Consider the following 23,964-nt stretch of genomic DNA (forward strand, 5'->3'; position numbering starts at 1 on the left):
ATAGAATGACTGCTCAAAGTAACATAACTCCTGAAAGCATTGTGAGTGATCTCCGTTACCTGCAACTGCTTTCCCGAAGTTTTCCTACCATTGCCGATGCCAGTACGGAAATAATCAACTTAGAGGCTATCTTAAATCTACCTAAAGGGACAGAACATTTCCTGACTGATATTCATGGAGAATATGAAGCTTTTCAGCATGTACTGAAAAATGCTTCCGGTGCGGTAAAACGTAAAGTAAATGAAATATTCGGCAACACTCTTCGTGAAGCTGAAAAGAAAGAAATCTGCACGTTGATTTACTATCCCGAAGAGAAACTCCAATTGGTGAAGGCCCGTGAAAAGGATCTGGACGATTGGTATCTGATTACGCTGAACCAACTGGTGAAAGTCTGCCAGAATGTGTCTTCCAAATATACCCGTTCGAAGGTTCGTAAATCACTACCTGCCGAATTCTCTTATATCATTCAGGAGTTATTGCACGAATCGTCTATCGAACCGAATAAGCATGCTTATATTAATGTAATTATCAGCACGATTATCACTACGAAGCGTGCCGACGATTTCATTATCGCTATGTGTAATCTGATTCAGCGTTTGACTATTGATTCTCTTCATATCGTAGGTGATATTTACGACCGTGGTCCCGGTGCACATATCATTATGGATACATTGTGTAATTACCACAACTTCGATATTCAATGGGGAAATCATGATATTCTTTGGATGGGAGCAGCTTCCGGTAATGATAGTTGTATCGCTAACGTGATACGTATGTCCATGCGCTATGGTAATCTGGGTACACTTGAAGACGGATACGGAATCAATTTGCTTCCATTGGCTACTTTTGCAATGGATACGTATGCCGATGATCCTTGCACAATCTTCATGCCGAAAATGAACTTTGCCGATGCTCATTATAATGAGAAGACTTTGCGTTTGATTACTCAAATGCATAAAGCCATTACCATTATCCAGTTTAAGCTGGAAGCTGAAATCATCGACCGCCGTCCGGAATTCGGAATGGCTAATCGTAAACTTCTGGAGAAGATTGATTTTGAACGCGGCGTCTTTGTATATGAAGGAAAAGAATATGCTTTGCGTGATACCAACTTCCCGACTGTAGACCCGGCAGATCCTTACCGACTGACTGAAGAAGAACGCGAATTGGTAGAAAAGATTCATTATTCATTTATGAATAGTGAGAAATTGAAGAAGCACATGCGTTGTCTGTTTACCTATGGCGGCATGTATCTGGTTTCAAACTCGAATCTTCTTTATCATGCTTCTGTTCCTCTGAATGAGGATGGCAGCTTTAAACATGTCAAAATACGTGGTAAGGAATACTGGGGACACAAATTACTGGATAAAGCCGATCAATTGATCCGTACCGCTTATTTCGATGAAGAAGGAGAGGAGGATAAGGAATTTGCTATGGATTATATCTGGTATATGTGGTGTGGTCCGGAAGCTCCTTTGTTCGATAAAGATAAGATGGCGACTTTTGAGCGCTATTTTGTAGAAGATAAAGAGTTACATAAAGAAAAGAAAGGCTATTATTACACATTGCGTAACCGGGAAGATATTTGTGACCAGATTTTGACAGAGTTTGGAGCTTCAGGGCCTCATTCGCATATTATCAACGGTCATGTGCCTGTGAAGACGATTCAGGGAGAACAACCTATGAAAGCCAATGGCAAGCTTTTTGTTATTGATGGTGGTTTTTCAAAAGCTTATCAGCCGGAAACGGGAATTGCGGGATATACGCTTGTTTATCATTCTCATGGTATGCAACTCGTACAGCACGAACCCTTCCAGTCTCGTCAGAAAGCCATTGAAGAGGGGCTTGATATCAAATCGACCAACTTCGTTCTCGAATTTAATTCGCAACGAATGATGGTGAAAGATACCGATAAGGGAAAAGAACTGGTGACTCAAATACAGGATTTGAAGAAATTGCTTGTTGCTTATCGTACTGGTCTGATAAAAGAAAAAGTGTGAAATGAATGCTATTTCTTTGCAATATAAAATTTAATAACTTTTAGTGCATCGAGTGATTCGTTCCACAACTGTTATCTTTTCGTCCCATAATTGTTTCTCTTTCATTCCACAGATATGGAACTAAAAGGAAACAATTATGGGACGAAATATTTTTAGTAAAGCAAGAGGATATATACTATATACGCAGGATTCATAATTAGAAAAGAACAATACCTGCTTCTATAATCGCTCCTTTATCGTAATTGCTTGATTTATTATAGAATCTGGTTAACCCATAACCACCTGTTGCAAAGATACCGAACTTCCTGGTAAATTGATATTCCAGATTGGCACGTGCCTGCAATGCATATAAACGTTTCGGAATTACCTCGTCTTTGTTATTGAACGCCTCGATATGCTGGTAGCCAAGGTCTCCGCTGATGGATAAGCCTTTGTAAAGAGTGAAGGACAAGCCGGCACGATAGGATGCACTTGCCGAAAACTTATCATTCAATCCCTGATACATGGAGCCGATTCCCAGAATGGTATAAAACAATTGGTTCTTGAAGCGTACGCCTATATTGACAGGCGTAGCATTTCCACCATACACCATCATTTGTACTCTTGTATCAGGATTCGCATTAACCAATCCGAGTTGGAATCCCTTCATATCTTCCTTGTAATAATTGACAAGGCCAATTTGAAGCCCGCGGGCCTGCGTTGCATAATTACATAATGCCATTTGCACCCCATTCAGTTTCGATGCGGTTATATTGGCAATTCCTGCCATCTGCAAGCCGTTCATGTGTTCGCCTACTACATTCAAAAGCCCGGAAGCCATCAAGCCGCCGAAGCTCTGCCCTGTAATATTTGCCGCTCCGGAAAAGTGTAGCCCCGAAGCCATATTGCCCGTCACATTCATGAAACCGCTAATCATTAACCCCGAGGTATTATCTCCTCCGATACTGGTTAAACCGGATATGATTACTCCCTGCGTTCTGTCGCCGGTGATATTTACCAGTCCGGCAGCAGAAAGTCCTACGGTGTTGTTACCGCTGATATTACTGATACCGGCCAGCTGGACACCCCTCATTGTTCCACCTGCCAGATTGGCTAATCCGGTGATCTGTACTCCGTTCATGTCACCATGTACCACACTTCCCAATGCATTGATACCTACACCGTTCAAGCGATTCATTGTAGACAGGAGACCGATGTTCACATAAGTCGTCTGTGTACTGTCATGCGGTTGCGTACAAATATCTTTCCAGATAGATATATTAATACCTGCACTCTTGTTCTGTGCCGGTAAACAAACGGCAGCCATTAGTATAGCTGCCGTGAATATTGTTTTCTTTATCTTCATTCTTTTCTCTTTTCGGTTTAAGTTATATCTCTATGCAGCTAACTTTATATTAGCCTTTTGCTTCCTGATATAAATAACGTTTGATGCTTTTCTTCGGTGTCTTTTCGAATTCTTCCGGATAGATTTTCATCTTGGATATTTGGCTGTAAGCCGGTAGCGTATCATTCAGTGCCACACGGTTTTCTTCCATTATTTGCTCGATGTCTTCATTCTTCAGGCCATGAGCGAAAGCGTCGTCAAAATCAGGATAAACAAGTCCGACAAGTTTTTCGTTTTGCTGAACGATAATACTTTCAGCCACGTATGGCAGGTTGTTCAATTTATCTTCAATTTCTTCCGGATAGATATTCTGTCCGCTGGCACTCAATAACAGGTTCTTGCTGCGTCCTTTGATCGTAACATTTCCTTCGGCATCCATCAAAGCCAGGTCACCTGTATGCAGCCATCCGTCTTTGTCGATAACTTCTTGGGTAGCTTCTTCATTTTTGTAATATCCCAACATCACATTTGGACCCTTACATACGATTTCGCCAACAATGTTCTCGGGATCAGATGACAAAACTTTCACATCCATACGTGGTACAGCTTTTCCGCATGAACCCGGTTTGAATCTTCTCCAATCCTCGTAACAGATAATCGGACCACATTCCGTCATTCCATATCCTACTGTATAAGGGAAATCAATCATTTTCAAGAACTGTTCTACTTCCTGATTGAAAGCAGCACCTCCTACAATAACAGCTTTGAAGTTTCCGCCAAATGCTTTAATCATTTCTTCGCGTACCGTTGCTTTTATCTTGTCGTTGATGATAGGCACTTTTAGTAAGATCTTCATTGCAGGAGTTTCCAATTTCGGAAGCACGCTCTTCTTGATGATTTTTTCGATGATAAGCGGTACGGCAACAATCAGATTAGGTTTCACCTCTTCGAAAGCCTGGAAAATGATTTTCGGACTCGGCATGCGAGTAAGGAAGTAGATGTGGCAACCTACGGAGAACTCATAAAGGAATTCGAAAGCCAGTCCGTACATGTGTGCCATAGGGAGCATGGATACGATCTTATCTCCGGCTTGCAGGTCTAATACTTCAAAAGCAAATTTGGTATTCGACCACAGACTGCGATAGGGGAGCATTACTCCTTTCGAGTAACTTGTTGTTCCTGAAGTATAATTGATAACAGCCAGTTCTTCCGGTTCATCCTTATGATAAGCGATGTGCTCTGTGCGGAAATTCTTCGGATATTTTTTGCCGAACATTTCGTTCAGGTGTTCGCGTGCATAAGTCAGTCGTTCGCTGCGTGACACTAGCAGGGTGAAGTCGTTCATCATCAGGATACCCTCCAGTAGCGGCATTGCCGACTCATTCAGGTTTTCCCATACCATATCTCCTACAAGCAGTAATTTTGCTTCGGAATGGTTGACGATGTTATGTATATTGTCCGCTTTAAATTCATGGAGGATGGGTACAACAACTGCCCCATACGTCAGTGTAGCAAGGAAAGTGACTCCCCAATGAGAGCTGTTTCTTCCGCAAACAGCAATCTTATCTCCTTTGCGGATTCCACTTTCTTCAAAAATGATATGGAGTTTTTCGATCTTGCGAGCTACGTCTTTATACTGTAAAGTTGCACCTTTATAATCGGTCAGGGCATCCAGGTCCCAATTATTTTTGATACTATTCTCAATGTAGGCTATAAAACTTTGTTCCATTGTTTTGCACATTTGGTATTAATTTGTGCAAATATAGCAATTATATTAAGAATGAAGAATTAAGAGGGAAGAATTTTTGGAAATGGGGGAAGGGCGATGTAGTGAGATTGCGACAGGCTGGTAGGAGGAAAGATTATGCTTATAGCTAATTTCATTATGCTATAACCAAAAATCATTATGCTATAATCAAAAAAAAATATGCTATAAGCAAAAATAATTCTGCTCATAGCATATTGATTGATTCTTTAAATTCTTATTTCAAGTACCATTCGTACATTCTTTGTACGCCTTCCTCGATTTCAATTTTATGGTGCCACCCCAAAGAGTGCAGTTTCGAAGGATCGGTCAGCTTGCGCATAGTGCCGTCCGGTTTGCTGCTGTCGAAGGTCAGTTTTCCTTGATACCCTACAGTTTCTACAATACGTTCGGCCAGCTGACGGATGGTGATTTCCTTACCGGTGCCGATATTGATGTGGCAGTTGCGGATATCTTTGCTGCCTTCTTTATAGGTATCTTTGAAGTCTACGTGCTCCATTACGAAGACGCTGGCATCTGCCATTTCTTCGCTCCAAAGGAACTCGCGGAGTGGAGTACCTGTACCCCAAAGAGTGACTTCTGTTTCGCTGATTCCGTATTTTTGCAGAATAGCCAGGATTTCTTCTTTCGGACTGTCGCCATTTACGCCTTCCACCGGACGCAGGTTCATATCCTTGCGTACAGCTTCCCAGTTTCCTTTTTTCAGACAGTGTGCCAGATGAATCTTTCGGATCATGGCAGGCAGTACATGACTGCGTTCCAAGTCGAAATTATCATTCGGTCCGTAAAGGTTTGTCGGCATCACAGCGATGTAGTTCGTTCCATATTGCAGGTTGAAACTTTCGCACATTTTCAGTCCGGCAATTTTAGCGATTGCATACGGCTCGTTGGTATATTCCAACGGTGAAGTAAGCAATACATCTTCCTTCATCGGCTGTTCGGCGTCACGTGGATAAATACACGTGCTACCCAGGAAGAGCAACTTCTTTACATGGTAACGGAAGCTCTCTCCGATGATATTCTGTTGAATTTGCAGATTCTTATAGATAAAGTCGGCGCGGTAGATGCTGTTCGCCATGATACCACCCACAAAGGCAGCAGCAAGGAATACATATTCCGGTTGTTCTTCATCGAAAAAATTACGGACAGCCGTGCCATCCAGCAGATCAAGCTCTTTGTGAGTGCGGCCTACCAGATTGGTGTATCCTTTATCCTGCAAATTCTTCCAGATAGCAGATCCCACAAGTCCGCGGTGTCCTGCTACATATATCTTTGCATTCTTTTCCATTCTATTAGTAAAGCAAGTTTTAATGTTTGGTAGCAATCATTCGTCTCACTTTCTCCATATCGTGGCGAACCATGATACTTACCAGTTCTTCGAATGATGTTTTACGTGGATCCCAGCCCAACAGTGTTTTAGCTTTAGTCGGGTCGCCCAGCAATTGTTCTACTTCCGATGGACGGAAATACTTCGGATCAACTTCTACCAGAGATTTTCCGGTAGCTACGTCGATACCTTTTTCATTTACGCCTTCACCTTCCCAACGAAGCTCGATCCCTGCTTCTTTGAATGCTAACGTTGCGAATTCGCGCACCGTGTGCATTTCTCCAGTAGCAATAACGAAATCTTCGGGAACATCATGTTGCAGGATCAGCCACATACATTCGATGTAATCCTTGGCATATCCCCAGTCGCGAAGAGAATCCAGGTTACCCAGGTACAGTTTGTCCTGTTCGCCCTGTGCGATACGTGCGGCAGCAAGCGAAATTTTACGGGTAACGAACGTCTCACCACGGCGTTCGCTCTCGTGATTGAACAAAATACCGTTTACTGCAAACATACCATAGCTTTCGCGGTAGTTTTTAGTAATCCAGAAACCATATTGTTTGGCTACCCCATACGGAGAACGGGGATAGAATGGAGTTGTCTCTTTTTGTGGAACTTCCTGCACCTTACCGAACAATTCGGAAGTAGAAGCCTGATAGATGCGGGTTTTCTTTTCCAGTCCCAGGATGCGTACAGCTTCGAGCATACGCAACGTACCGATAGCATCTGCTTCGGCAGTGTATTCCGGAACGTCGAACGAAACCTTCACGTGGCTTTGAGCTGCGAGATTGTAGATTTCATCCGGTTGCACCTGTTGAATAATACGAATTAACGAACTAGAATCTGTCATATCCCCATAATGCAGATTAATCGTACGTTTCTGTTTCATGTCGCGCACCCACTCGTCAAAATACAAATGTTCAATACGTCCTGTATTGAACGAAGAAGAACGACGGAGTATACCGTGTACTTCGTAACCTTTTTGCAATAGAAATTCGGCAAGATAAGAACCATCTTGCCCGGTGATGCCTGAAATTAGGGCTTTTTTCATACGCTAATTATTTATATAATTGAAAATGTGGGTGCAAATGTCGGCATTTTTTGTGACCCAGCCAAGTGACTTTCCAATTATTTTTCAGCACAGTCATTCAGCACGGTTTTTTCCCATTATTTTGTCGATAATCAAAGCGATAGCTCCGTCTCCCGTCACATTGCAGGCAGTACCGAAACTATCCATGGCGATGTAAAGCGCAATCATCAAAGCCTGTGCCGATTCGTCGAAACCGAGCATGGATTGCAGAATCCCCAGGGAAGCCATGATTGCTCCACCCGGAACTCCCGGAGCAGCTACCATAGTGATACCCAGCATAAAGATAAACCCGGCAAACAGGGGGAAGTCGAACGGCATTCCCTGCATCATCATCAATGCCAGTGCGCAGGCTACAATTTTCAGTGTACTGCCCGATAGATGGATGGTGGCACATAGTGGAATCACAAATCCGGCTACTTCAGCAGATACTCCGTTCTTTTTGGTCTGTTCCAGCGTCACGGGAATGGTGGCTGCAGATGATTGTGTACCCAATGCCGTGAAGTAAGCGGGCAGCATTTTGCTAAGCAATTTGAATGGATTTCTATGCACAAACAATGCCGCAATGGAATACTGAAAAACCAACAGGAAAATATGAAGAACGAAGATGACTCCGATAATTTTAATAAACACCATCAGGATAGAATATACTTGTCCCGAATGTGTCATGTTGAGGAATATGCCGAAGATGTAAAGCGGCAGCAACGGTAGAATGACGGCACTTATCATTCGTACGATAATTTCCTGAAAATCACGTGCCACATTTTTCAATGCGTCGCTGTTGAGTGACGCTAGTCCTAACCCCAGTGTAAAAGCTAAAACCAGAGCTGTCATTACGTTCATCAGTGGCGGAATGGAGACGGAGAAGTAGGGGAGGATTCCCTGCGCTTCGCTTACTTCTTCAAGTGGTGCACCCGGTTCGATGAGCGAAGGAAATACTGTGACTCCTGTGAAGTAGGAGAGAAAGCCTGAAAAAAGAGTAGCGAAGTAGGCGATCAAAGCTGTCACGAGTAGCATTTTTCCTGCACCTTTTCCGATGTCGGCAATAGCCACAGTAACCAGTCCGACGATAATCAATGGGATAGAGAAATTGAGAAATTCACTGAAAATGCCATTGAACGTAACAAATATTCGCACTAGCGGAGCCGGGAAAACTGTGCCGATGGCAATACCCAAAATGATGGCGATAACGATGCGTGCCAACAAACCGATTTTGATCTTCTTCATCCTTGATTTTATTTGTAGACCACAAAAATAATATTTTAATCTAAAATATTGCGAACAAATGTGCATTTCAAATGTTACTAAGATAAAGAATATTCAAAATATACAAGTTATGGCAAATCAGAATAAAACAGATATCGGACTTATCGGCTTGGCTGTGATGGGCGAGAATCTTGCTTTAAACATGGAGAGTAAGGGATGGCACGTGTCGGTTTATAACCGTACTGTTCCCGGAGTAGAAGAGGGGGTGGTAGAACGCTTCCTGAATGGTCGTGCAAAAGGTAAAAACATCGAAGGATTTACAGATATAAAGGCATTTGTAGATTCGATAGCTATTCCCCGTAAGATTATGATGATGGTTCGTGCCGGAAGTCCGGTTGACGAACTGATGGATCAGCTTTTCCCGCTGCTTTCACCGGGAGATATCCTTATTGATGGCGGTAATTCTAATTACGAAGATACGAACCGCCGTGTCCAACTGGCGGAATCAAAGGGATTTCTTTTCGTCGGTAGCGGTGTGTCCGGTGGTGAAGAGGGAGCCTTGAATGGAGCTTCTATCATGCCTGGTGGCTCGGAAAAAGCTTGGCCGGAAGTGAAGCCGATTCTTCAAAGTATTGCGGCAAAAGCACCGGACGGCACTCCTTGTTGTCAATGGGTGGGTCCTGCCGGCTCCGGTCATTTTGTGAAGATGATTCACAACGGTATCGAATATGGTGATATGCAACTGATCGCCGAAGCCTATTGGGTGATGAAAAAGTTGCTTGATCTGACCAATGAGGAAATGGCTGATGTCTTTGCCCGTTGGAACGAAGGTAAACTTCGAAGTTATCTGATCGAAATCACCGCCAACATTTTGCGGCATAAAGACAAATCCGGAGGTTATCTCATTGATAAAATCCTGGATGCAGCCGGACAGAAAGGAACCGGAAAATGGTCGGTTATCAATGCGATGGAACTCGGTATGCCGTTAGGGCTAATTGCCACGGCGGTATTCGAACGAAGCCTTTCTTCACAGAAAGACTTGCGTCACCTGGCTTCCAAGCAATTCCAGTGTCAACATACACAACCTATATATAATAAGGCGGAACTCGTAAAGAATATCTTTTCTGCTCTTTATGCTTCCAAACTCGTCTCTTATGCCCAGGGATTCGCCGTGTTGCAACGTGCTTCCGACGCTTTCGGCTGGCATCTCGACCTGGCTTCCATTGCGCGTATGTGGCGTGGAGGATGCATCATCCGCAGTATATTCCTGAACGATATTGCAGCTGCCTTCGAAGCCACCGACAAGCCTAAACACTTGTTGTTGGCTCCTTATTTTAAAGAAGAAATGAAGACATTGCTTCCCGGATGGAAGAGCCTGGTGGCGGAATCCATGAAAGAAGAACTTCCCGTTCCTGCTTTCTCCTCTGCCCTCAACTATTTCTATTCGCTTACTTCTGCCGATCTGCCCGCCAACCTTGTGCAGGCACAACGCGATTATTTCGGTGCGCACACTTTTGAGCGTAAGGATGAGTTGCGCGGACAGTTCTTCCACGAGAACTGGACAGGTCACGGAGGAGATACGAAATCGGGCACCTATAATGTTTGAGTAAACCTATAATTCATATTTAGAAATTAATAAAGTGGATAAATTTGCAATGATAATTTTCGGTGCGTCAGGTGATTTGACCAAGCGTAAGCTGATGCCTGCCCTTTACTCCCTCTACCGTGAAAAACGGTTGACCGGAGAGTTTTCCATATTGGGTATCGGGCGTACGGTCTATTCTGACGATAACTACCGTTCCTATATATTAGAAGAACTACAACAGTTCGTCAAGTCCGAAGAACAGGACACAGCTCTTATGGCTTCATTTGTCTCCCATCTCTACTATTTACCGATGGACCCGGCAAAAGAAGAAGGTTACCCGCAACTCCGCCAACGTCTGGTTGAATTGACTAATGAGGTAGATCCGGACAATCTGCTGTTCTATCTTGCCACTCCGCCATCACTTTACGGAGTAGTGCCCCTCTATTTGAAAGCTGCCGGACTTAACACTCCCCACTCGCGCATCATCGTTGAGAAACCTTTCGGTTATGATCTCGAGTCGGCACTTGAACTGAATAAAACGTATGCCTCTGTTTTCAATGAGCATCAAATTTACCGTATCGACCATTTTCTCGGTAAGGAAACGGCCCAGAATGTACTGGCTTTCCGTTTTGCCAACGGTATCTTCGAACCTCTCTGGAATCGTAACTATATTGACTACGTAGAAATTACAGCCGTAGAAAATCTGGGTATCGAGCAACGAGGCGGGTTCTATGAAACGGCAGGTGCGCTGCGGGATATGGTGCAGAATCATCTGATACAGCTTGTGGCCCTTACAGCTATGGAACCGCCTGCTGTTTTCAATGCAGACAATTTCCGTAATGAAGTAGTGAAGGTCTACGAATCTCTTACTCCATTGAATGATGTCGATTTAAATGAACATATTGTTCGCGGACAATATACAGCCTCCGGTAGTAAAAAAGGATACCGTGAAGAAAAAGGAGTGGCTCCCGATTCGCGCACGGAAACTTATATTGCCATGAAACTGGGCATTAGTAACTGGCGCTGGAGTGGCGTTCCGTTCTACATTCGTACAGGTAAACAAATGCCGACGAAAGTAACGGAAATCGTTGTTCATTTCCGGGAAACACCTCACCAGATGTTTCATTGTGCCGGTGGCAACTGTCCACGGGCTAATAAATTGATCCTTCGTTTGCAACCGAATGAAGGAATTGTGCTCAAAATCGGAATGAAAGTCCCCGGTGCAGGTTTCGAAGTCCGCCAGGTGACGATGGATTTCAGTTATGCACAGTTGGGCGGTGTGCCTAGTGGTGACGCTTATGCCCGTCTGATAGATGATTGTATCCAGGGCGATCCGACTTTATTTACTCGAAGTGATGCAGTAGAAGCCTCATGGAAATTCTTCGATCCGGTGCTCCGCTATTGGAAAGATAACCCCGATGCGCCTCTTTACGGTTATCCCGCAGGTACGTGGGGACCTTTGGAAAGCGAAGCAATGATGCACGAACATGGGGCTGACTGGACGAATCCTTGTAAGAATTTGACAAATACAGATCAATATTGTGAATTATGAAACTATCAGTTTTTCCCTCATCAATTGAAACTTCACGAGCATTGATACTCCGCCTGGTGGAAATCATGAATGAAGAGCCGGACAGAGTGTTCAATATCGCAGTTAGTGGTGGTAATACCCCTGCTCTGATGTTCGATTTATGGGCGAATGAATATATGGAAATTACCCCTTGGGACCGTATGCGGATTTATTGGGTGGATGAACGTTGTGTGCCTCCCGATGATTCGGACAGTAATTACGGAATGATGCGCAACCTTCTTTTGGGTATCACTCCTATTCTCTATGAGAATGTATTCCGTATCCGTGGAGAGGCAAAGCCTGCGAAAGAGGCGGTTCGTTATTCGGAGTTAGTCCGGCAGCAAGTGCCGTTTAAGCGTGGTTGGCCGGAATTCGATATTATACTGTTGGGAGCCGGAGATGACGGACACACTTCTTCGATCTTTCCCGGGCAAGAAGATTTGCTGACTTCAAACTCTATTTATGTGGTCAGTGCACATCCCCGTAACGGGCAGAAGCGTATCGCAATGACGGGATACCCCATTCAGAATGCCCGCTATGTCATTTTCCTGATTACCGGAAAAAACAAAGCCGATGTAGTAGAAGAAATCTGTAATTCGGGAGACACTGGTCCCGCAGCCTATGTGGCTCATCATGCGCAAAATGTAGAACTGTTTATGGATAAAGGGGCTGCCGCATATATTGAAGATCCTAATAAAAAGATGAGTTAGAACAGAACTATTTCATTGACGAAACTAATAGAAAAAAAAGAAAAATATGAATCCTTATCAACATTCATTTGGTGGTAATATCCCACAAGACGTAGCGGGGAAACAAGGCGAAAATGTTATTTTTATTGTTTATACTTTAAAAGATTCGCCTGAAACTCTTGACAAAGTAAAAGATGTGTGTGCCAATTTCTCGGCCCTGATTCGCAGTATGCGTAACCGTTTTCCTGATATGATGTTCAGTTGTACCATGGGATTTGGAGCCGATGCCTGGAGCCGTCTTTTCCCGGAACAGGGAAAACCCAAAGAACTGAAAACTTTCGAAGAGATAAAAGGCGAGAAGCATACGGCAGTTTCTACTCCGGGCGACTTATTGTTTCATATCCGTGCAAAACAGATGGGATTATGTTTTGAGTTTGCATCTATCATCGATGAGAAACTTCAAGGCGTGGTTGAACCTGTCGACGAAACTCACGGTTTCAGATATATGGATGGCAAAGCCATTATCGGCTTTGTGGATGGAACGGAGAATCCGGCGGTTGATGAGAATCCCTATCATTTTGCAGTTGTAGGAGAGGAAGATGCTGATTTTGCAGGAGGCAGCTATGTCTTTGTACAGAAGTATATTCACGATATGGTTGCGTGGAACTCCTTGCCTGTGGAAGAACAGGAGAAAGTGATCGGGCGTCGTAAGTTTAACGATGTCGAACTGTCTGACGAGGAGAAACCTCAAAATGCGCATAATGCCGTCACTAATATTGGTGATGACCTGAAAATAGTGCGTGCCAATATGCCGTTCGCCAATACATCTAAAGGAGAATATGGTACTTACTTCATCGGCTATGCAAGTACGTTCACTACTACCCGGCAGATGTTGGAAAGTATGTTTATTGGCAATCCGGTAGGCAATACCGACCGTTTACTGGACTTTAGTACAGCAGTTACGGGAACACTTTTCTTTGCTCCTTCCTACGATTTGCTAGGTGAACTGGGCGAATAAAAAATAAAAGACTGGGGGAGTATTACACTTTAGTAATCTCCTCCACTACATATTGGTCTTTTACTTTCTTGCAGGTACATACGAAGAATTCCGGATGTTTCAGAGCTCCTTGTAAAGTATCAGGAAGAATCATTTCTTTAGTACGACGGTCCATTGCAACCGTTGCATACAGGATACCTTCACTCTCGCATTTCTCTATTAATGCACTTTTTAGTTCTTCTACGCTATATTCCATTTGTGTGATCCTTTGTCGCTGCAAAGTTATGGAAAATATGTATATTTTGTGCAATTATATTCCTGTAATAAATAAAAAAAATAGCTCCCTAGTTCGTCCGCCGACGAGGGAGCTATTAACACAAAAACTAAACTAGACACATTTTTGGAAATCTAGTTGTATATTCTGTATATCAATTATATAGTCCTGCTTTTTTTTATGGTTCGACTATAATTCGACCATTTGATGTTTTATGTACTATCAAGATTTCTATATTTCATATTTTATATTACTTTAAATATTATATTTGCGCATTGTCAAACTAAAATAGTGCGTTTATGAAATCGTTATTAAAAAATGTCCTAAGAAGGATAAGTAAAAAACAATCTTCTAAAGAAGATAATGCAACAGCCTTTTATCCCCAGTGTTGTGCAAAAGTGGATGATTCCGCTCGTATGCGTATAAAAATGTCTTATGACCAAAATGTAAAAGAAACTATATCAAGCTTGAAAACACTTGCTAATGATATGTCTAGTGGCTTTGTTACTTTTAAAAAGTTTCAGACTAGGCGTTATCAATACAACCCGGATGCAGATGCAACTCTATATGCTTCAAGACTGCTTCGTGCAGCTTCTATATTGGAGTTCCTATTAACTGATCCTGATAATAAATCTTAGAGATTCATTTTTTCAGCTAGAGCAGAGAGCCCTATCAGTAGTTCAGTTATATTTTTGGCTTTTCCGACAACATCATCAACTTTTGCTGCTGTATCAGGGCTTAACTCCTTTTCTAATCGTTCTAGCTGCATTTGAAATGTATCAAAACTTAATATATATAAGTCTCTTTCAACAGTGAATCCCCCTTTTTCTGCAAAATTGAATATTTCAAAATTCAACGTAAGATATTCAATACCATATCCTTTATAGTCAATAAATCTCCTATTTTTGAACTCCTCTAAAACTATTTCATATTGTTCTTTACTGATCCTAAGGTCTGGTATATCTTTATAATTTAGTTTAGCTGTTCTTTTCCCGTTTGCTACAACCAAAATATAATTTAATACTTTATCCTTTTCTTCAGCCGTTATAACTAAAGGATATTCTCTTTCATCTTTGGGTGGTGCAGTTCTAATTTGGCACATATAATAATTAAATTATTTTTCTCAATACCTCTTTTTGTGAATCGATGTTGAATTTTGTATCATTTACTTTGGCAGCCTCTTCTTCAGCTATATTCATGTATTTTATAGCTTCATTTAGTTTACCGGAACTTATTGCCCAATATGCAAGATTTCTATATACATATTGTTTTTTAGTGTAAAATTTGCCGGAATCTACATCTTGTTTAGATATCTTGTATTCTTTATTCGGGTCTGTTGCTTCCCTGAACATTTCAACACACCAAAGGCTATTTTCCTTATTCAAATACATTACTACTATCATCTTTTTGTCAATATATTGTCGTGCTTTGTTTTTTATTTTAGAGTTAAGTATTGCTTTATATCCTTTAATATTTAATGTATCTGTATCAAATAATATACTTGTTGGCTCTTCATAATTTAGTAAATCATACATATTTCCTAGATTAAAAGAATATTTAGAAATAATTTCTTTAGATTCTTCAAATTCAAAAGTCTTACATGCATCTAAGAATTTAATCAAATCACTTTTTTGTCCCCATGTTATAATAGGAGTAAAAAGCATTAGTATTAACAGTATCTTTTTCATTCGTTAATGTGTTTATTTATCCTATATTACGTTCATTCTTCAACATAGCTAATTCGCCTTTCAGTTTTTGGTTCTCTTCAGTGAATAGTTGAATTGTTTTCATCTGCTCATTTATAGTCCCCTGAAGGGTTGCTATTGTATCAACTAAACGTTCCATGCGTTCAATATTTGGATCAGGTTTGATATCTGAAATCAGCATTGGACCTTTATTGCGTAGTAACCAATCTGCTGAAATATCCGTAAATGCGTTTAATGTGAGCCTAATTACTTTAGAGGAAGGTTCTGTGTTTTTTTGAAACATAGAACCAATCACCGATTGGGTTACCCCAATTTTAATGGAAAACTGCCTGTCTGACAGCTTATAATAAGAGATAATCTCTCTAATTTTTTCGTTTACGCTTGTTTCAGCCATATCTATATTAATAGTTAATTAACGTAAATACGATTATTTATCAAGTTTTATGTTTCGCAATTAACGTAAATACGTTTATATTTGCATCATAAATCAATCAATCATACAAACATACAAAAAATGATTGATAAAACCAATTAAAAAATAACGATTATGAGCTACAATTTATCACAAATAATGAAGTCTGCACACCGCAATTACAAGAAGGGTGGAAAAACATTTTCAGAGTGTTTAAAATCTGCATGGAGCTTCGCAAAACTCCAAGAAAGTTTCTCACCGGAAGCAGTGAAATCAAGAACTGATAAATTTTTAGCTGAAAGACATGAAGCTATGAGCAAGACTGCCAAAGCTACACCTAGCAAGGAATATAATAACCTTAATATTCCCGCTTCCGCTTACTACAACCCAAATAGTACTCATTACGGTGCACATTACGTCGGAGATTAATCAAATTATACAACAATGGATAAAAGAACCGAACTAGAAATACAGCGAGACAAATATGAAGCTGTGATTGAAGAACGAGACGCGTTGATCAGCTCTTTGAGAGGTGAAAATGAAAAACTCAAACGAGATTTAGAATCAGAACGTGGATTTTATAGAGAGAAAGTTTCCCAATGTGATGATTTGAAGAAATTTATTGAATCGCAACGAAACTTAATGGACATAGTTTTGAAGAACAACCAAAGTATTCTCTAACCCTCACTAAAGTCAAACCAAACCGCCGGTTATCCGGTACCCAGTCCGGTCTTTGAGCCTGCCCTTGAAGGGAGACTGGGAACAACAGAGAAGAGTTCTTTGACATATTGGTAAAATGGTGTTTTGGAAGCCGACACGTGCTGAAAGGGATTACTGACGTAGGCGGGCTTCTCAACGATATAATGCTGTGGTTAATGGTCAAGCCGTATCGTTGTAAAACTAAATCAGTTAGACGTTTGTCGGCAAATCGAGGTATTTGCTTTATGTATATAAAGGTGATGTAGCTCAGGCAGGTTAGAGCGCTGTGTGTGGTGGATGGTTGAGAGTTCGAGTCTCTCAAGAAATACTCTTAGCTTAACGGAAGAGCACCACAAGCAGAGGTCGGCGGTTCGAATCCGCTCATCGCTTCAATGTTTAATTTAAAATTAGATTGTATGGAAAAGGATATTCAGAGACGTAACGTAATTGATGTATTACGGAGTATGGATGTTGGTGCAATAGAAGTATTTCCTATCGTTCAGAAACCGTCTGTAACTAATACATTGAATGCTCGGCTTTATAAAGAAAAAGCTGAAGGAATGGCTTGGAAAACAAAGTCAGATGTAAAAAATATGCAGTTTATAGTAACCAGAATTGCATAACTACCTTGCTTGTTGAGATGATCAGAGGTGAAATGGCTGAAATATTGCTAGATAATATTCTCCGTCTGTTTTCTACAGAAACGTTTGGAAAAGATAAGTCTGCGTATTATGTGGGTGGGGAAAAGAAATTGATGAATCTTATAGAAGCGGGTAAGATTGAAAGTGATAAGCCCACTAATGTCCAAAACGGCAAGTGGCATTGTAATGCTGCTCAAGTATTACTTCATTGCCGATGTGCGGGAAGGAAAGTTAAATCTAAAAAACGGAAGAAATGAAAAAGATTAAAGTGATACAGTATGCCATGATGTTCATTGCCTTATGGACAACACTGTATCTTATAGATAGCATTGAAGTTAGCAAGAAAGAATTTATTGCTGCTTTTGTATTGGTGACTGTCGTATCAGTGAATTATATCTGTTTTCGATACTACGAAGATAGGAAACAAAATAAGGATAGCCTGTGAAGGTCTGCATTGCTTAATTTTAGTATTTGTCATGTTTATTTAGCCCGGTTCGCCGGGCATCTGCCGGGATAGCCCAGTTGGTTAGAGCGCATGTTTCTACATGAGGTCAGCGGTTCGAATCCGTTTCCCGGCTCAACTCAATCAGAGTTAAGTAACCCGTGAGGGTGAAAATATATTTGCATTATATATACAATCAATGTAGCCGGAAGCGTCTGGCTACGACCTGAAGGAATGGCGGAATTGGTAAACGCAAGTATGCAGATAGATTGAAGAAAGTCATACATAGGTAATCTATCATCCCGGTTCGAGTCCGGGTTCCTTCACAGAGAATTTTTCTTTTTATGTTTAACTAATGTTGCCAGCGAAAAGGACGCTGTAGGGTTAAAGCCCCTGTTATTTGAGTTTTAATTGTTCTATACTATTCCGGTGTGCTTTGAACGGCTATCCGGAAGCAAGAAGCTCGTGAGAGTGCTATTTAATAGTTAATGTCGTGTTTTATTTTGTGTTTGTGTTCTAGGTGAATGGTTCGTGAGAATAGTTCACTTAAAACGGATGGCTGGTGTAATTGGCAGCATACGCAGATATGCGTGATGTGGGTTCGATCCCCACGCCATTCACCCTTCTGATCCTAATTAAATTATAGTAGTTCATGAGTTTTGTTTTGTGTTTGTGATTGGGGTGTATGGTCTGTGAAGATAGTGCACCTTTTTAATTAATCGGGCGGATATGTATATCGTTGGTTGAAACTGCGGTGAGGTGCACCAATATTCCGTGAGACCGGTTCGACTCCGGTTCCGTCCACTAGCATTTACATTATGTATAAATCAGGGAGCCGTACACCCTTCAAAGCGTAGCCGTTCCATAAGGTACATTGGATTATTCATTTTCTTATTTTTCTGCCTGTACAATATCGTACAGGCAGTTTTTACTACCTGAAAATGGCGTTAAAATGGCGAAGTTTCTGTTTGCTAAACTTGTCAATAACGATTACCTTTACTGATGTAATGAGCTAAAAGTCAAACCATTAAATTAGAATTATGACAGCGAGAAAAAACACTGTATCAACGGTTCAGAATGAAGAGAAGAAGAAAAATTCTATCAGACCGCTTCTAGCTTCTGAAATTGAATGTAGGGTTGGTACTATGAAACCGGACGGTTCGGGCTGCTCCTTGCTATTATACAAGGATGCTCGAGTAGACATGAGAATACTTGATGAAGTGTTCGGAGAAATGAACTGGAAACGGCACCATGATGTCGTTAATGGGAATCTATTCTGTACGTTGTCCATTTGGGATAATGAAAAGAAGGAATGGGTGAGTAAACAGGATGTTGGGACAGAATCTAGCACAGAAAAAGAGAAAGGGCAGGCTTCGGACGCCTTTAAACGTGCAGGATTTAACTGGGGAATTGGGCGTGAACTTTATACGGGTCCTTTCATTTGGATTCCACTTGAGAAAAATGAAATATATCAGAGCAAAACAGGTTCTCCTGCTCTATACACCAAATTCAGTGTAAAAGAGATTGGTTATAACGAGCAAAAGGAGATTATTTTACTTGTTATTGTGGACAATAAAAACCGCGTTCGTTTTGCTTATGGTAATACAAAGGAAAAAGTATATGCTCCCAATGTTTCTGCTTCAAACGCTTCGGGCAAAGTATATACTGGTGTAGACCTGGATCGTGCAATTAAACAAATGACTGGTGTTAAAAGCCGCGAAGAGCTTGAGAGAGTTTGGGCTGAACATCCCGAACTTCACAATAATAAGGAGTTCAGAAACATAACTATTGACATGCAGAAAACGTATCCTCCTAGAAATTGATAATAATGATAGAATTAGTGAAATCCAGTGTGGTTTTCAATGAGGAAAACCACACTTATATGCTCGGTGAAAAACAGTTGCAAGGTATAACCGGTATGATTAGCCGGCAGTTGTTCCCTGACAAATATAAAGATGTCCCCGATTTTGTATTGAAGAGAGCTGCAGAGAAGGGTAGCCTTATTCATGCTCAATGCCAGTTTGCTGATGTAACAGGCTTACCTCCTGAAAGTATTGAAGCAGAGAATTATATCAGAATGAGGGTAAATGCCGGATATAAGGCGCTTGCCAATGAATATACCGTTTCTGATAACGAATACTTTGCATCGAATATAGATTGTGTTTGGGAGAAAGCCGGTAGAATTAGTCTTGTTGACATCAAAACTACCCTTCATCTTGATAAGGAGTATTTAAGTTGGCAGTTGTCAATCTATGCTTATTTCTTTGAACTTCAAAATCCATTACTCAAAGTTGATAAATTGTTCGGCATTTGGGTACGTGGTGATAAACATGAATTGGTTGAAATTCCTCGTAAGCCTGATAAAGAAGTCAAGAAGTTAATGGAATGCGAGAAGAAGGGTGAGCAATATCTATCCAATCTTCCCGTTCCTACCCCTGATGATGACAAGTTACTTATTCCAGTGCAGCTTGTAAATACTATAATCGGGATTGAGGAAGAACTTGCAGATCTAACCAAGATTCAGAAAGATTATAAGGCAAAATTGAAAACTGCTATGCGTGAGAATGGTGTCAAGTCATGGGATGCCGGAAGATTGCGAGTTAGTTATACACCCGCTTCTACGAGTGACAATTTTGATACTAAAAAGTTTCAGGCTGACTATCCAGAATTATACTCTAAGTATATCAAAACAGTTCCTAAAGCTGATAGTATCCGTGTAACAATAAGGGAGGATAAATCATGAGTTTAAACAAATTGATGCTTATCGGGCACGTTGGCAAAGACCCCGATATTAGAATTTTGGAAGCTGGTTCTAAAGTGGCCACTTTCTCCTTTGCCACCACTGAAAAAGGTTATACCCTTGCCAATGGAACACAGGTTCCTGAAAGAACTGAATGGCATAATATTGTTGTTTGGCGTGGTCTTGCCGATGTTGTTGAGAAGTATGTCCATAAGGGAGACAAGTTGTATCTGGAAGGAAAGATAAGAACTCGGAGTTATGATGATAGCAGAGGAATCAAACGGTATATTACAGAACTTTTTGTTGATAATATGGAGATGCTTTCTGTTAAGCCTCAACAAGCGCCACCACCGCCACCTCTTCCGGAACACACCAATAATCAGACTCGAAGTGCGGTGAATGAGTGCCCGCCACCGCCACCACCGACCAAGGACGATTTGCCATTCTGATAGGTTATGGAAGCAACATTGACGAAGAAAGATGGCAAAATCCAAATGGATAAGTCTTTCGAGTTCATGTGCAGCACACTTCGTAATGGAGAATACACTGTAACCATTAAGAAAAAAACACAGCCGAGAACATTAAATCAAAATGCTCTCATGTGGAAATGGTTTCAGTGTATTGGTGCCTGTTTGCGTGAATACACAGGTGAAGAGTATTGGAGCACTGCTGCTGGAGTTCAGGATATACATGACTTGTATTGTAAGAAGTTTCTTGTGAAACAGGTTCATGTGAATGGTAAAGTGGAAACTATTGTGCGAGGAACAAGTAAACTTAATACTTTAGAGATGCATAATTTCATGGAAAGCGTGAAAATAGATGCGGCCACCGAGTTTGGTATTACACTTCCGTTGCCTGAAGACCAGCATTACTTAGATTTTATTCATGAGTACCAAAACCGGTACTAATTAATCCTTTTATAATTTATGATTGCAAATTTGAGAAACTACGAACCCGAGACAATTGAGTTTGTAGTTCCCGATTCTATTCGGGAAAAATTTCCCCCTGTTTTATTTCAGGGTTCTACGAATGTAGATGAATTGATAAAGTTGGTGAATGAGCATTTCAATGCTACATTCCCTGAAAGTGAGGTGACACAACGTTTACTGGATGAATTTGAGATTTCCGAAATTCGTGAAGAGTATTGCATCAAGCAAGAGAATGAGGTCCCCAAACGCGAACGTGAATTGTTGGAAGCCATTGAACGTGCGAAGAAAATTAAGAGTGATGCTCAAGACAGGTTAGCTTCTATTAAGACTGAAATTAAAGACCTGGCTGCCGAGGTCAAAAAGGGGACGAGGGAGTATCATCTTTCAAGTAAGAATACGATCCGGTTTGCTCTTGATGGATATTTCCTGTATTATTCATGGGTGAACGGTGAGTTTAAGCTTGTGAAAGCTGAAAAAATTCCTGATTGGGACAAACGTTCTCTTTGGGCACAGGAAGATCGAAACAGAAAAGCGATGCTTGATTTGTTTGGTATTGAATATCCTGAAGTAGAACGTCCTATTGATGATACAGAAGATTATGGGGACAAGTTCGAAGAAGACCTGTCTGATAAACTTCCTGAAGAAGAACCGGAAGACGATGAGTAGATTGCAGCACAAAAAAGGCAGGAAGTCCAACTATGTGAAGCGGCTTGTGAATAATCCAGATTGGGAAGAAGCCAAGCGTAAGGTTCGTATTAGGGATGGACATAAATGCCAGATGTGCGGTAAAGACTTCAATTTAGAGATTCACCACAAAACATACAGGGTTAACGGAAAATCAATCGTTGGTCATGAACTTGAACATCTTGATTGTCTCGTTACCCTTTGTGGTGACTGTCATTCGAAAGTTCATAAATATCACATCAAATTATGACATACCAGTTAAGAGACTACCAAAAAAGTGCTAGTGATGCAGCGGTCAGCGTTTTTAAATCCAAGGAAAAGAAAAACTACGTGATAGTTCTTCCCACTGGTGCCGGGAAGTCCCTTGTCATTGCCAATATAGCTGCACGGATAGACGGGCCGCTGATAGTGTTCCAGCCTAGCAAGGAAATACTCGAACAAAATTTTGCGAAACTTCAATCATACGGCATATTCGATTGTGGAGTTTATTCAGCTTCTGCCGGAAGAAAGGATATCAATCGTATTACGTTTGCTATGATTGGTAGTGTGATGAAACACATGAGTTTCTTCAAACATTTCAAGCACGTTCTGATTGATGAATGTCATTTAGTGAATCCGGAGAAAGGAATGTATAAGGAATTCTTTGAAGATGAGCAAAGGAAAGTTATTGGGCTGACAGCGACTCCTTACAGATTATGTTCAGGAAGAGGTGGTGCTATGCTTAAATTTATAACTCGTACCCGGCCAAAGGTTTTCACTGATGTTATTTATCACTGTCAGGTGAGTGAACTACTTGCTAAAGGATTTCTCGCAAGTTTGAAATACTATGATATTACAAAGTTGGATTTAAGTAGAGTCAGGACTAATTCTACTGGTGCAGATTACGATGAAAAAAGTCTTCTGCAAGAGTTTGAACGTGTGGACATATACAAAGATATAGTTGGATGGACAAAACGTCTGTTGAACCCCAAATCGGGCATACCACGCAAAGGTATTTTAATATTCACGAGGTTTATTCGTGAAGCTGAAAAACTGGCTTCCGAAATTCCTAATTGTGCGATCGTTAGCGGTTCTACTCCAAAGGAAGAAAGGGCACGAATTCTGAAAGGTTTTAAAGATGGAAGAATAAAAGTTGTTGCTAATGTCGGAGTACTTACAACCGGATTCGATTACCCGGAGCTTGATACGATTGTTCTTGCACGTCCAACCAAATCCCTTTCCCTCTATTATCAAATGGTCGGTCGTGTTATTCGTCCCTGCCAAGGTAAAGAGGGTTGGGTTGTTGATTTGAGTGGGAATTTCCGGCGTTTTGGGCGTGTTGAAGAGTTACGCATAGAACAGCCTGAAAAGGGAAAATGGTGTATAATGAGTCGTGGCCGTCAATTAACCAATGTAGTATTTTAATTATCATGTGGAGAAATTACAAGAAGAAAGAAAAGAAAAAGCCTCTTTTCGAGGTAGAAGGTGTTAAGGTCAAGAAGAAACCTGATCTTGTCGATAAACTAGACAGAATATTTAGTTTATTCATCCGTTATCGTGATACGATGCCTAATGGATATTTTCAGTGTATTTCATGTGGTAAAATAAAGCCTTTCAATAAAGCAGATTGCGGTCATTACATCAACCGCCAACACATGAGTACTCGCTTTGATGAAATGAACTGCAATGCTCAATGTTCACATTGTAACCGCTTCATGGAAGGAAATATTCAGGATTATCGCAGACGTCTAGTTGCCAAGTATGGTGAACGAAATGTGCTGATCCTGGAAGCCAAGAAAAATGTTACTAAGCAATTTAGTGACTTTCAATTAGAAAAGCTGATTACTCATTACAAGGAAGAAGCGAAAAAACTGAAGGAAGCAAAAGGTCTGTGAGTTTTATTACTAA

The 23,964-nt window shown here is 41.1% G+C and carries 28 protein-coding genes and 5 tRNA genes; 24 read left to right on the top strand and 9 right to left on the bottom strand.

All coding sequences use genetic code 11. The annotated features are described in order from the left end of the window. Positions 1-5 precede the first annotated feature (5 nt). Positions 6-2,000 carry a fructose-bisphosphatase class III gene (locus NQ505_RS16030; RefSeq protein ID WP_004297844.1) on the top strand — a complete coding sequence of 665 codons (1,995 nt, stop codon included), beginning with the start codon at positions 6-8 and terminating at the stop codon, positions 1,998-2,000. Positions 2,001-2,196: 196 nt separating this feature from the next. Here NQ505_RS16030 and NQ505_RS16035 read toward each other — a convergent pair whose 3' ends face one another. The 5 genes from NQ505_RS16035 to NQ505_RS16055 form a co-directional block, all read right to left on the bottom strand. Continuing rightward, entirely contained in the window at positions 2,197-3,345 is a 1,149-nt protein-coding gene (locus NQ505_RS16035; protein ID WP_008999317.1) for an LA_2272 family surface repeat-containing protein, read from the bottom strand. A 49-nt stretch (positions 3,346-3,394) separates the two neighbouring features. Beyond that, a complete protein-coding gene (locus NQ505_RS16040) occupies positions 3,395-5,053 on the bottom strand; it encodes an AMP-binding protein (RefSeq protein ID WP_004297838.1) in 1,659 nt (552 codons plus the stop codon). Positions 5,054-5,306: 253 nt separating this feature from the next. Beyond that, positions 5,307-6,377, bottom strand: coding sequence for a GDP-L-fucose synthase family protein (locus tag NQ505_RS16045; protein ID WP_008999318.1), 1,071 nt, complete (start codon positions 6,375-6,377; stop codon positions 5,307-5,309). Positions 6,378-6,396: 19 nt separating this feature from the next. Beyond that, the gene (gmd, locus tag NQ505_RS16050) at positions 6,397-7,467 is read right to left on the bottom strand and encodes a GDP-mannose 4,6-dehydratase (protein ID WP_004297836.1); all 1,071 of its coding nucleotides are present in this window, start codon (positions 7,465-7,467) and stop codon (positions 6,397-6,399) included. 93 nt (positions 7,468-7,560) lie between these two features. Continuing rightward, a complete protein-coding gene (locus NQ505_RS16055) occupies positions 7,561-8,730 on the bottom strand; it encodes a dicarboxylate/amino acid:cation symporter (protein WP_004297835.1) in 1,170 nt (389 codons plus the stop codon). A 109-nt stretch (positions 8,731-8,839) separates the two neighbouring features. Between NQ505_RS16055 and gnd the strand changes: the two genes are divergently transcribed. The 4 genes from gnd to NQ505_RS16075 are packed head-to-tail and all read left to right on the top strand — an operon-like array spanning position 8,840 to position 13,571. Next, on the top strand, positions 8,840-10,315 hold the full coding sequence (gene gnd, locus NQ505_RS16060; RefSeq protein WP_032846467.1) for a decarboxylating NADP(+)-dependent phosphogluconate dehydrogenase: 1,476 nt from the start codon (positions 8,840-8,842) through the stop codon (positions 10,313-10,315). A 34-nt stretch (positions 10,316-10,349) separates the two neighbouring features. Beyond that, positions 10,350-11,846 (top strand): glucose-6-phosphate dehydrogenase, encoded by a 1,497-nt coding sequence (zwf, locus tag NQ505_RS16065; RefSeq protein WP_032853567.1) that lies wholly within the window; start codon positions 10,350-10,352, stop codon positions 11,844-11,846. Then, the gene (gene pgl / locus NQ505_RS16070) at positions 11,843-12,574 is read left to right on the top strand and encodes a 6-phosphogluconolactonase (RefSeq protein WP_004297828.1); all 732 of its coding nucleotides are present in this window, start codon (positions 11,843-11,845) and stop codon (positions 12,572-12,574) included. Before zwf ends, pgl begins: the two co-directional genes overlap by 4 nt. A 46-nt stretch (positions 12,575-12,620) precedes the next feature. Then, positions 12,621-13,571: a Dyp-type peroxidase gene (locus NQ505_RS16075; RefSeq protein ID WP_008647212.1), complete on the top strand. Its 951-nt coding sequence runs from the start codon at positions 12,621-12,623 to the stop codon at positions 13,569-13,571. 22 nt (positions 13,572-13,593) lie between these two features. On the opposite strand, the gene NQ505_RS16080 is transcribed toward NQ505_RS16075, so the two are convergent. Further along, positions 13,594-13,806 (bottom strand): hypothetical protein, encoded by a 213-nt coding sequence (locus NQ505_RS16080; RefSeq protein ID WP_004310918.1) that lies wholly within the window; start codon positions 13,804-13,806, stop codon positions 13,594-13,596. Between the two features lie 317 nt (positions 13,807-14,123). Here NQ505_RS16080 and NQ505_RS16085 point away from each other — a divergent pair, with 317 nt between their 5' ends. Beyond that, positions 14,124-14,462 (top strand): hypothetical protein, encoded by a 339-nt coding sequence (locus tag NQ505_RS16085; protein WP_004300192.1) that lies wholly within the window; start codon positions 14,124-14,126, stop codon positions 14,460-14,462. Here NQ505_RS16085 and NQ505_RS16090 read toward each other — a convergent pair. The 3 genes from NQ505_RS16090 to NQ505_RS16100 are packed head-to-tail and all read right to left on the bottom strand — an operon-like array spanning position 14,459 to position 15,924. Further along, positions 14,459-14,926, bottom strand: coding sequence for a hypothetical protein (locus NQ505_RS16090; protein WP_004300193.1), 468 nt, complete (start codon positions 14,924-14,926; stop codon positions 14,459-14,461). The two genes, NQ505_RS16085 and NQ505_RS16090, sit on opposite strands and share 4 nt — an antisense overlap. A 7-nt stretch (positions 14,927-14,933) precedes the next feature. Then, positions 14,934-15,512 (bottom strand): hypothetical protein, encoded by a 579-nt coding sequence (locus tag NQ505_RS16095; RefSeq protein WP_259825621.1) that lies wholly within the window; start codon positions 15,510-15,512, stop codon positions 14,934-14,936. A gap of 16 nt (positions 15,513-15,528) precedes the next feature. Further along, positions 15,529-15,924 carry a helix-turn-helix domain-containing protein gene (locus tag NQ505_RS16100; RefSeq protein WP_008999321.1) on the bottom strand — a complete coding sequence of 132 codons (396 nt, stop codon included), beginning with the start codon at positions 15,922-15,924 and terminating at the stop codon, positions 15,529-15,531. Between the two features lie 153 nt (positions 15,925-16,077). Between NQ505_RS16100 and NQ505_RS16105 the strand changes: the two genes are divergently transcribed. The 18 genes from NQ505_RS16105 to NQ505_RS16190 all read left to right on the top strand — a co-directional run bounded on the left by NQ505_RS16105 (position 16,078) and on the right by NQ505_RS16190 (position 23,951). Then, complete coding sequence (locus NQ505_RS16105) at positions 16,078-16,371, top strand: hypothetical protein (RefSeq protein ID WP_008765982.1); 294 nt, start codon at positions 16,078-16,080, stop codon at positions 16,369-16,371. Between the two features lie 15 nt (positions 16,372-16,386). Further along, complete coding sequence (locus NQ505_RS16110; RefSeq protein WP_004300198.1) at positions 16,387-16,623, top strand: hypothetical protein; 237 nt, start codon at positions 16,387-16,389, stop codon at positions 16,621-16,623. A gap of 274 nt (positions 16,624-16,897) precedes the next feature. Beyond that, positions 16,898-17,031: transfer RNA gene (locus NQ505_RS16115), tRNA-OTHER, on the top strand. A gap of 26 nt (positions 17,032-17,057) precedes the next feature. Beyond that, positions 17,058-17,264 (top strand): hypothetical protein, encoded by a 207-nt coding sequence (locus tag NQ505_RS16120; RefSeq protein ID WP_004318833.1) that lies wholly within the window; start codon positions 17,058-17,060, stop codon positions 17,262-17,264. Positions 17,265-17,281: 17 nt separating this feature from the next. Further along, positions 17,282-17,539, top strand: a complete 258-nt coding sequence (locus tag NQ505_RS16125; protein ID WP_004300201.1) for a hypothetical protein — start codon at positions 17,282-17,284, stop codon at positions 17,537-17,539. Continuing rightward, positions 17,536-17,727 carry a hypothetical protein gene (locus NQ505_RS16130; RefSeq protein ID WP_004300202.1) on the top strand — a complete coding sequence of 64 codons (192 nt, stop codon included), beginning with the start codon at positions 17,536-17,538 and terminating at the stop codon, positions 17,725-17,727. The genes NQ505_RS16125 and NQ505_RS16130 overlap by 4 nt, the downstream gene beginning before the upstream one ends. Positions 17,728-17,789: 62 nt before the next feature. Continuing rightward, positions 17,790-17,860 (top strand) — tRNA-OTHER (locus tag NQ505_RS16135). A gap of 92 nt (positions 17,861-17,952) precedes the next feature. Next, positions 17,953-18,050: transfer RNA gene (locus NQ505_RS16140), tRNA-OTHER, on the top strand. A 227-nt stretch (positions 18,051-18,277) separates the two neighbouring features. Beyond that, positions 18,278-18,344: transfer RNA gene (locus NQ505_RS16145), tRNA-OTHER, on the top strand. A gap of 101 nt (positions 18,345-18,445) precedes the next feature. Beyond that, positions 18,446-18,528 (top strand) — tRNA-OTHER (locus NQ505_RS16150). A 236-nt stretch (positions 18,529-18,764) separates the two neighbouring features. Continuing rightward, positions 18,765-19,547, top strand: a complete 783-nt coding sequence (locus tag NQ505_RS16155) for a hypothetical protein (RefSeq protein WP_004300204.1) — start codon at positions 18,765-18,767, stop codon at positions 19,545-19,547. A gap of 5 nt (positions 19,548-19,552) precedes the next feature. Continuing rightward, on the top strand, positions 19,553-20,467 hold the full coding sequence (locus tag NQ505_RS16160) for a hypothetical protein (protein ID WP_008999322.1): 915 nt from the start codon (positions 19,553-19,555) through the stop codon (positions 20,465-20,467). Continuing rightward, positions 20,464-20,913, top strand: a complete 450-nt coding sequence (locus NQ505_RS16165) for a single-stranded DNA-binding protein (protein ID WP_004300206.1) — start codon at positions 20,464-20,466, stop codon at positions 20,911-20,913. Before NQ505_RS16160 ends, NQ505_RS16165 begins: the two co-directional genes overlap by 4 nt. 6 nt (positions 20,914-20,919) lie before the next feature. Continuing rightward, positions 20,920-21,372 carry a hypothetical protein gene (locus NQ505_RS16170; RefSeq protein ID WP_004300208.1) on the top strand — a complete coding sequence of 151 codons (453 nt, stop codon included), beginning with the start codon at positions 20,920-20,922 and terminating at the stop codon, positions 21,370-21,372. Between the two features lie 18 nt (positions 21,373-21,390). Next, positions 21,391-22,059: a hypothetical protein gene (locus NQ505_RS16175; protein WP_004300209.1), complete on the top strand. Its 669-nt coding sequence runs from the start codon at positions 21,391-21,393 to the stop codon at positions 22,057-22,059. A gap of 112 nt (positions 22,060-22,171) precedes the next feature. Beyond that, the gene (locus tag NQ505_RS16180) at positions 22,172-22,327 is read left to right on the top strand and encodes a hypothetical protein (protein ID WP_226789546.1); all 156 of its coding nucleotides are present in this window, start codon (positions 22,172-22,174) and stop codon (positions 22,325-22,327) included. Continuing rightward, complete coding sequence (locus NQ505_RS16185) at positions 22,324-23,481, top strand: DEAD/DEAH box helicase (protein ID WP_008999323.1); 1,158 nt, start codon at positions 22,324-22,326, stop codon at positions 23,479-23,481. Before NQ505_RS16180 ends, NQ505_RS16185 begins: the two co-directional genes overlap by 4 nt. 5 nt (positions 23,482-23,486) lie before the next feature. Further along, on the top strand, positions 23,487-23,951 hold the full coding sequence (locus tag NQ505_RS16190; protein WP_004300212.1) for a recombination protein NinG: 465 nt from the start codon (positions 23,487-23,489) through the stop codon (positions 23,949-23,951). The last annotated feature ends 13 nt before the right edge of the window (positions 23,952-23,964 follow it).

Origin of the sequence: Bacteroides sp. D2 (genome assembly GCF_025147085.1) — a bacterium.
GTDB lineage: Bacteria > Bacteroidota > Bacteroidia > Bacteroidales > Bacteroidaceae > Bacteroides.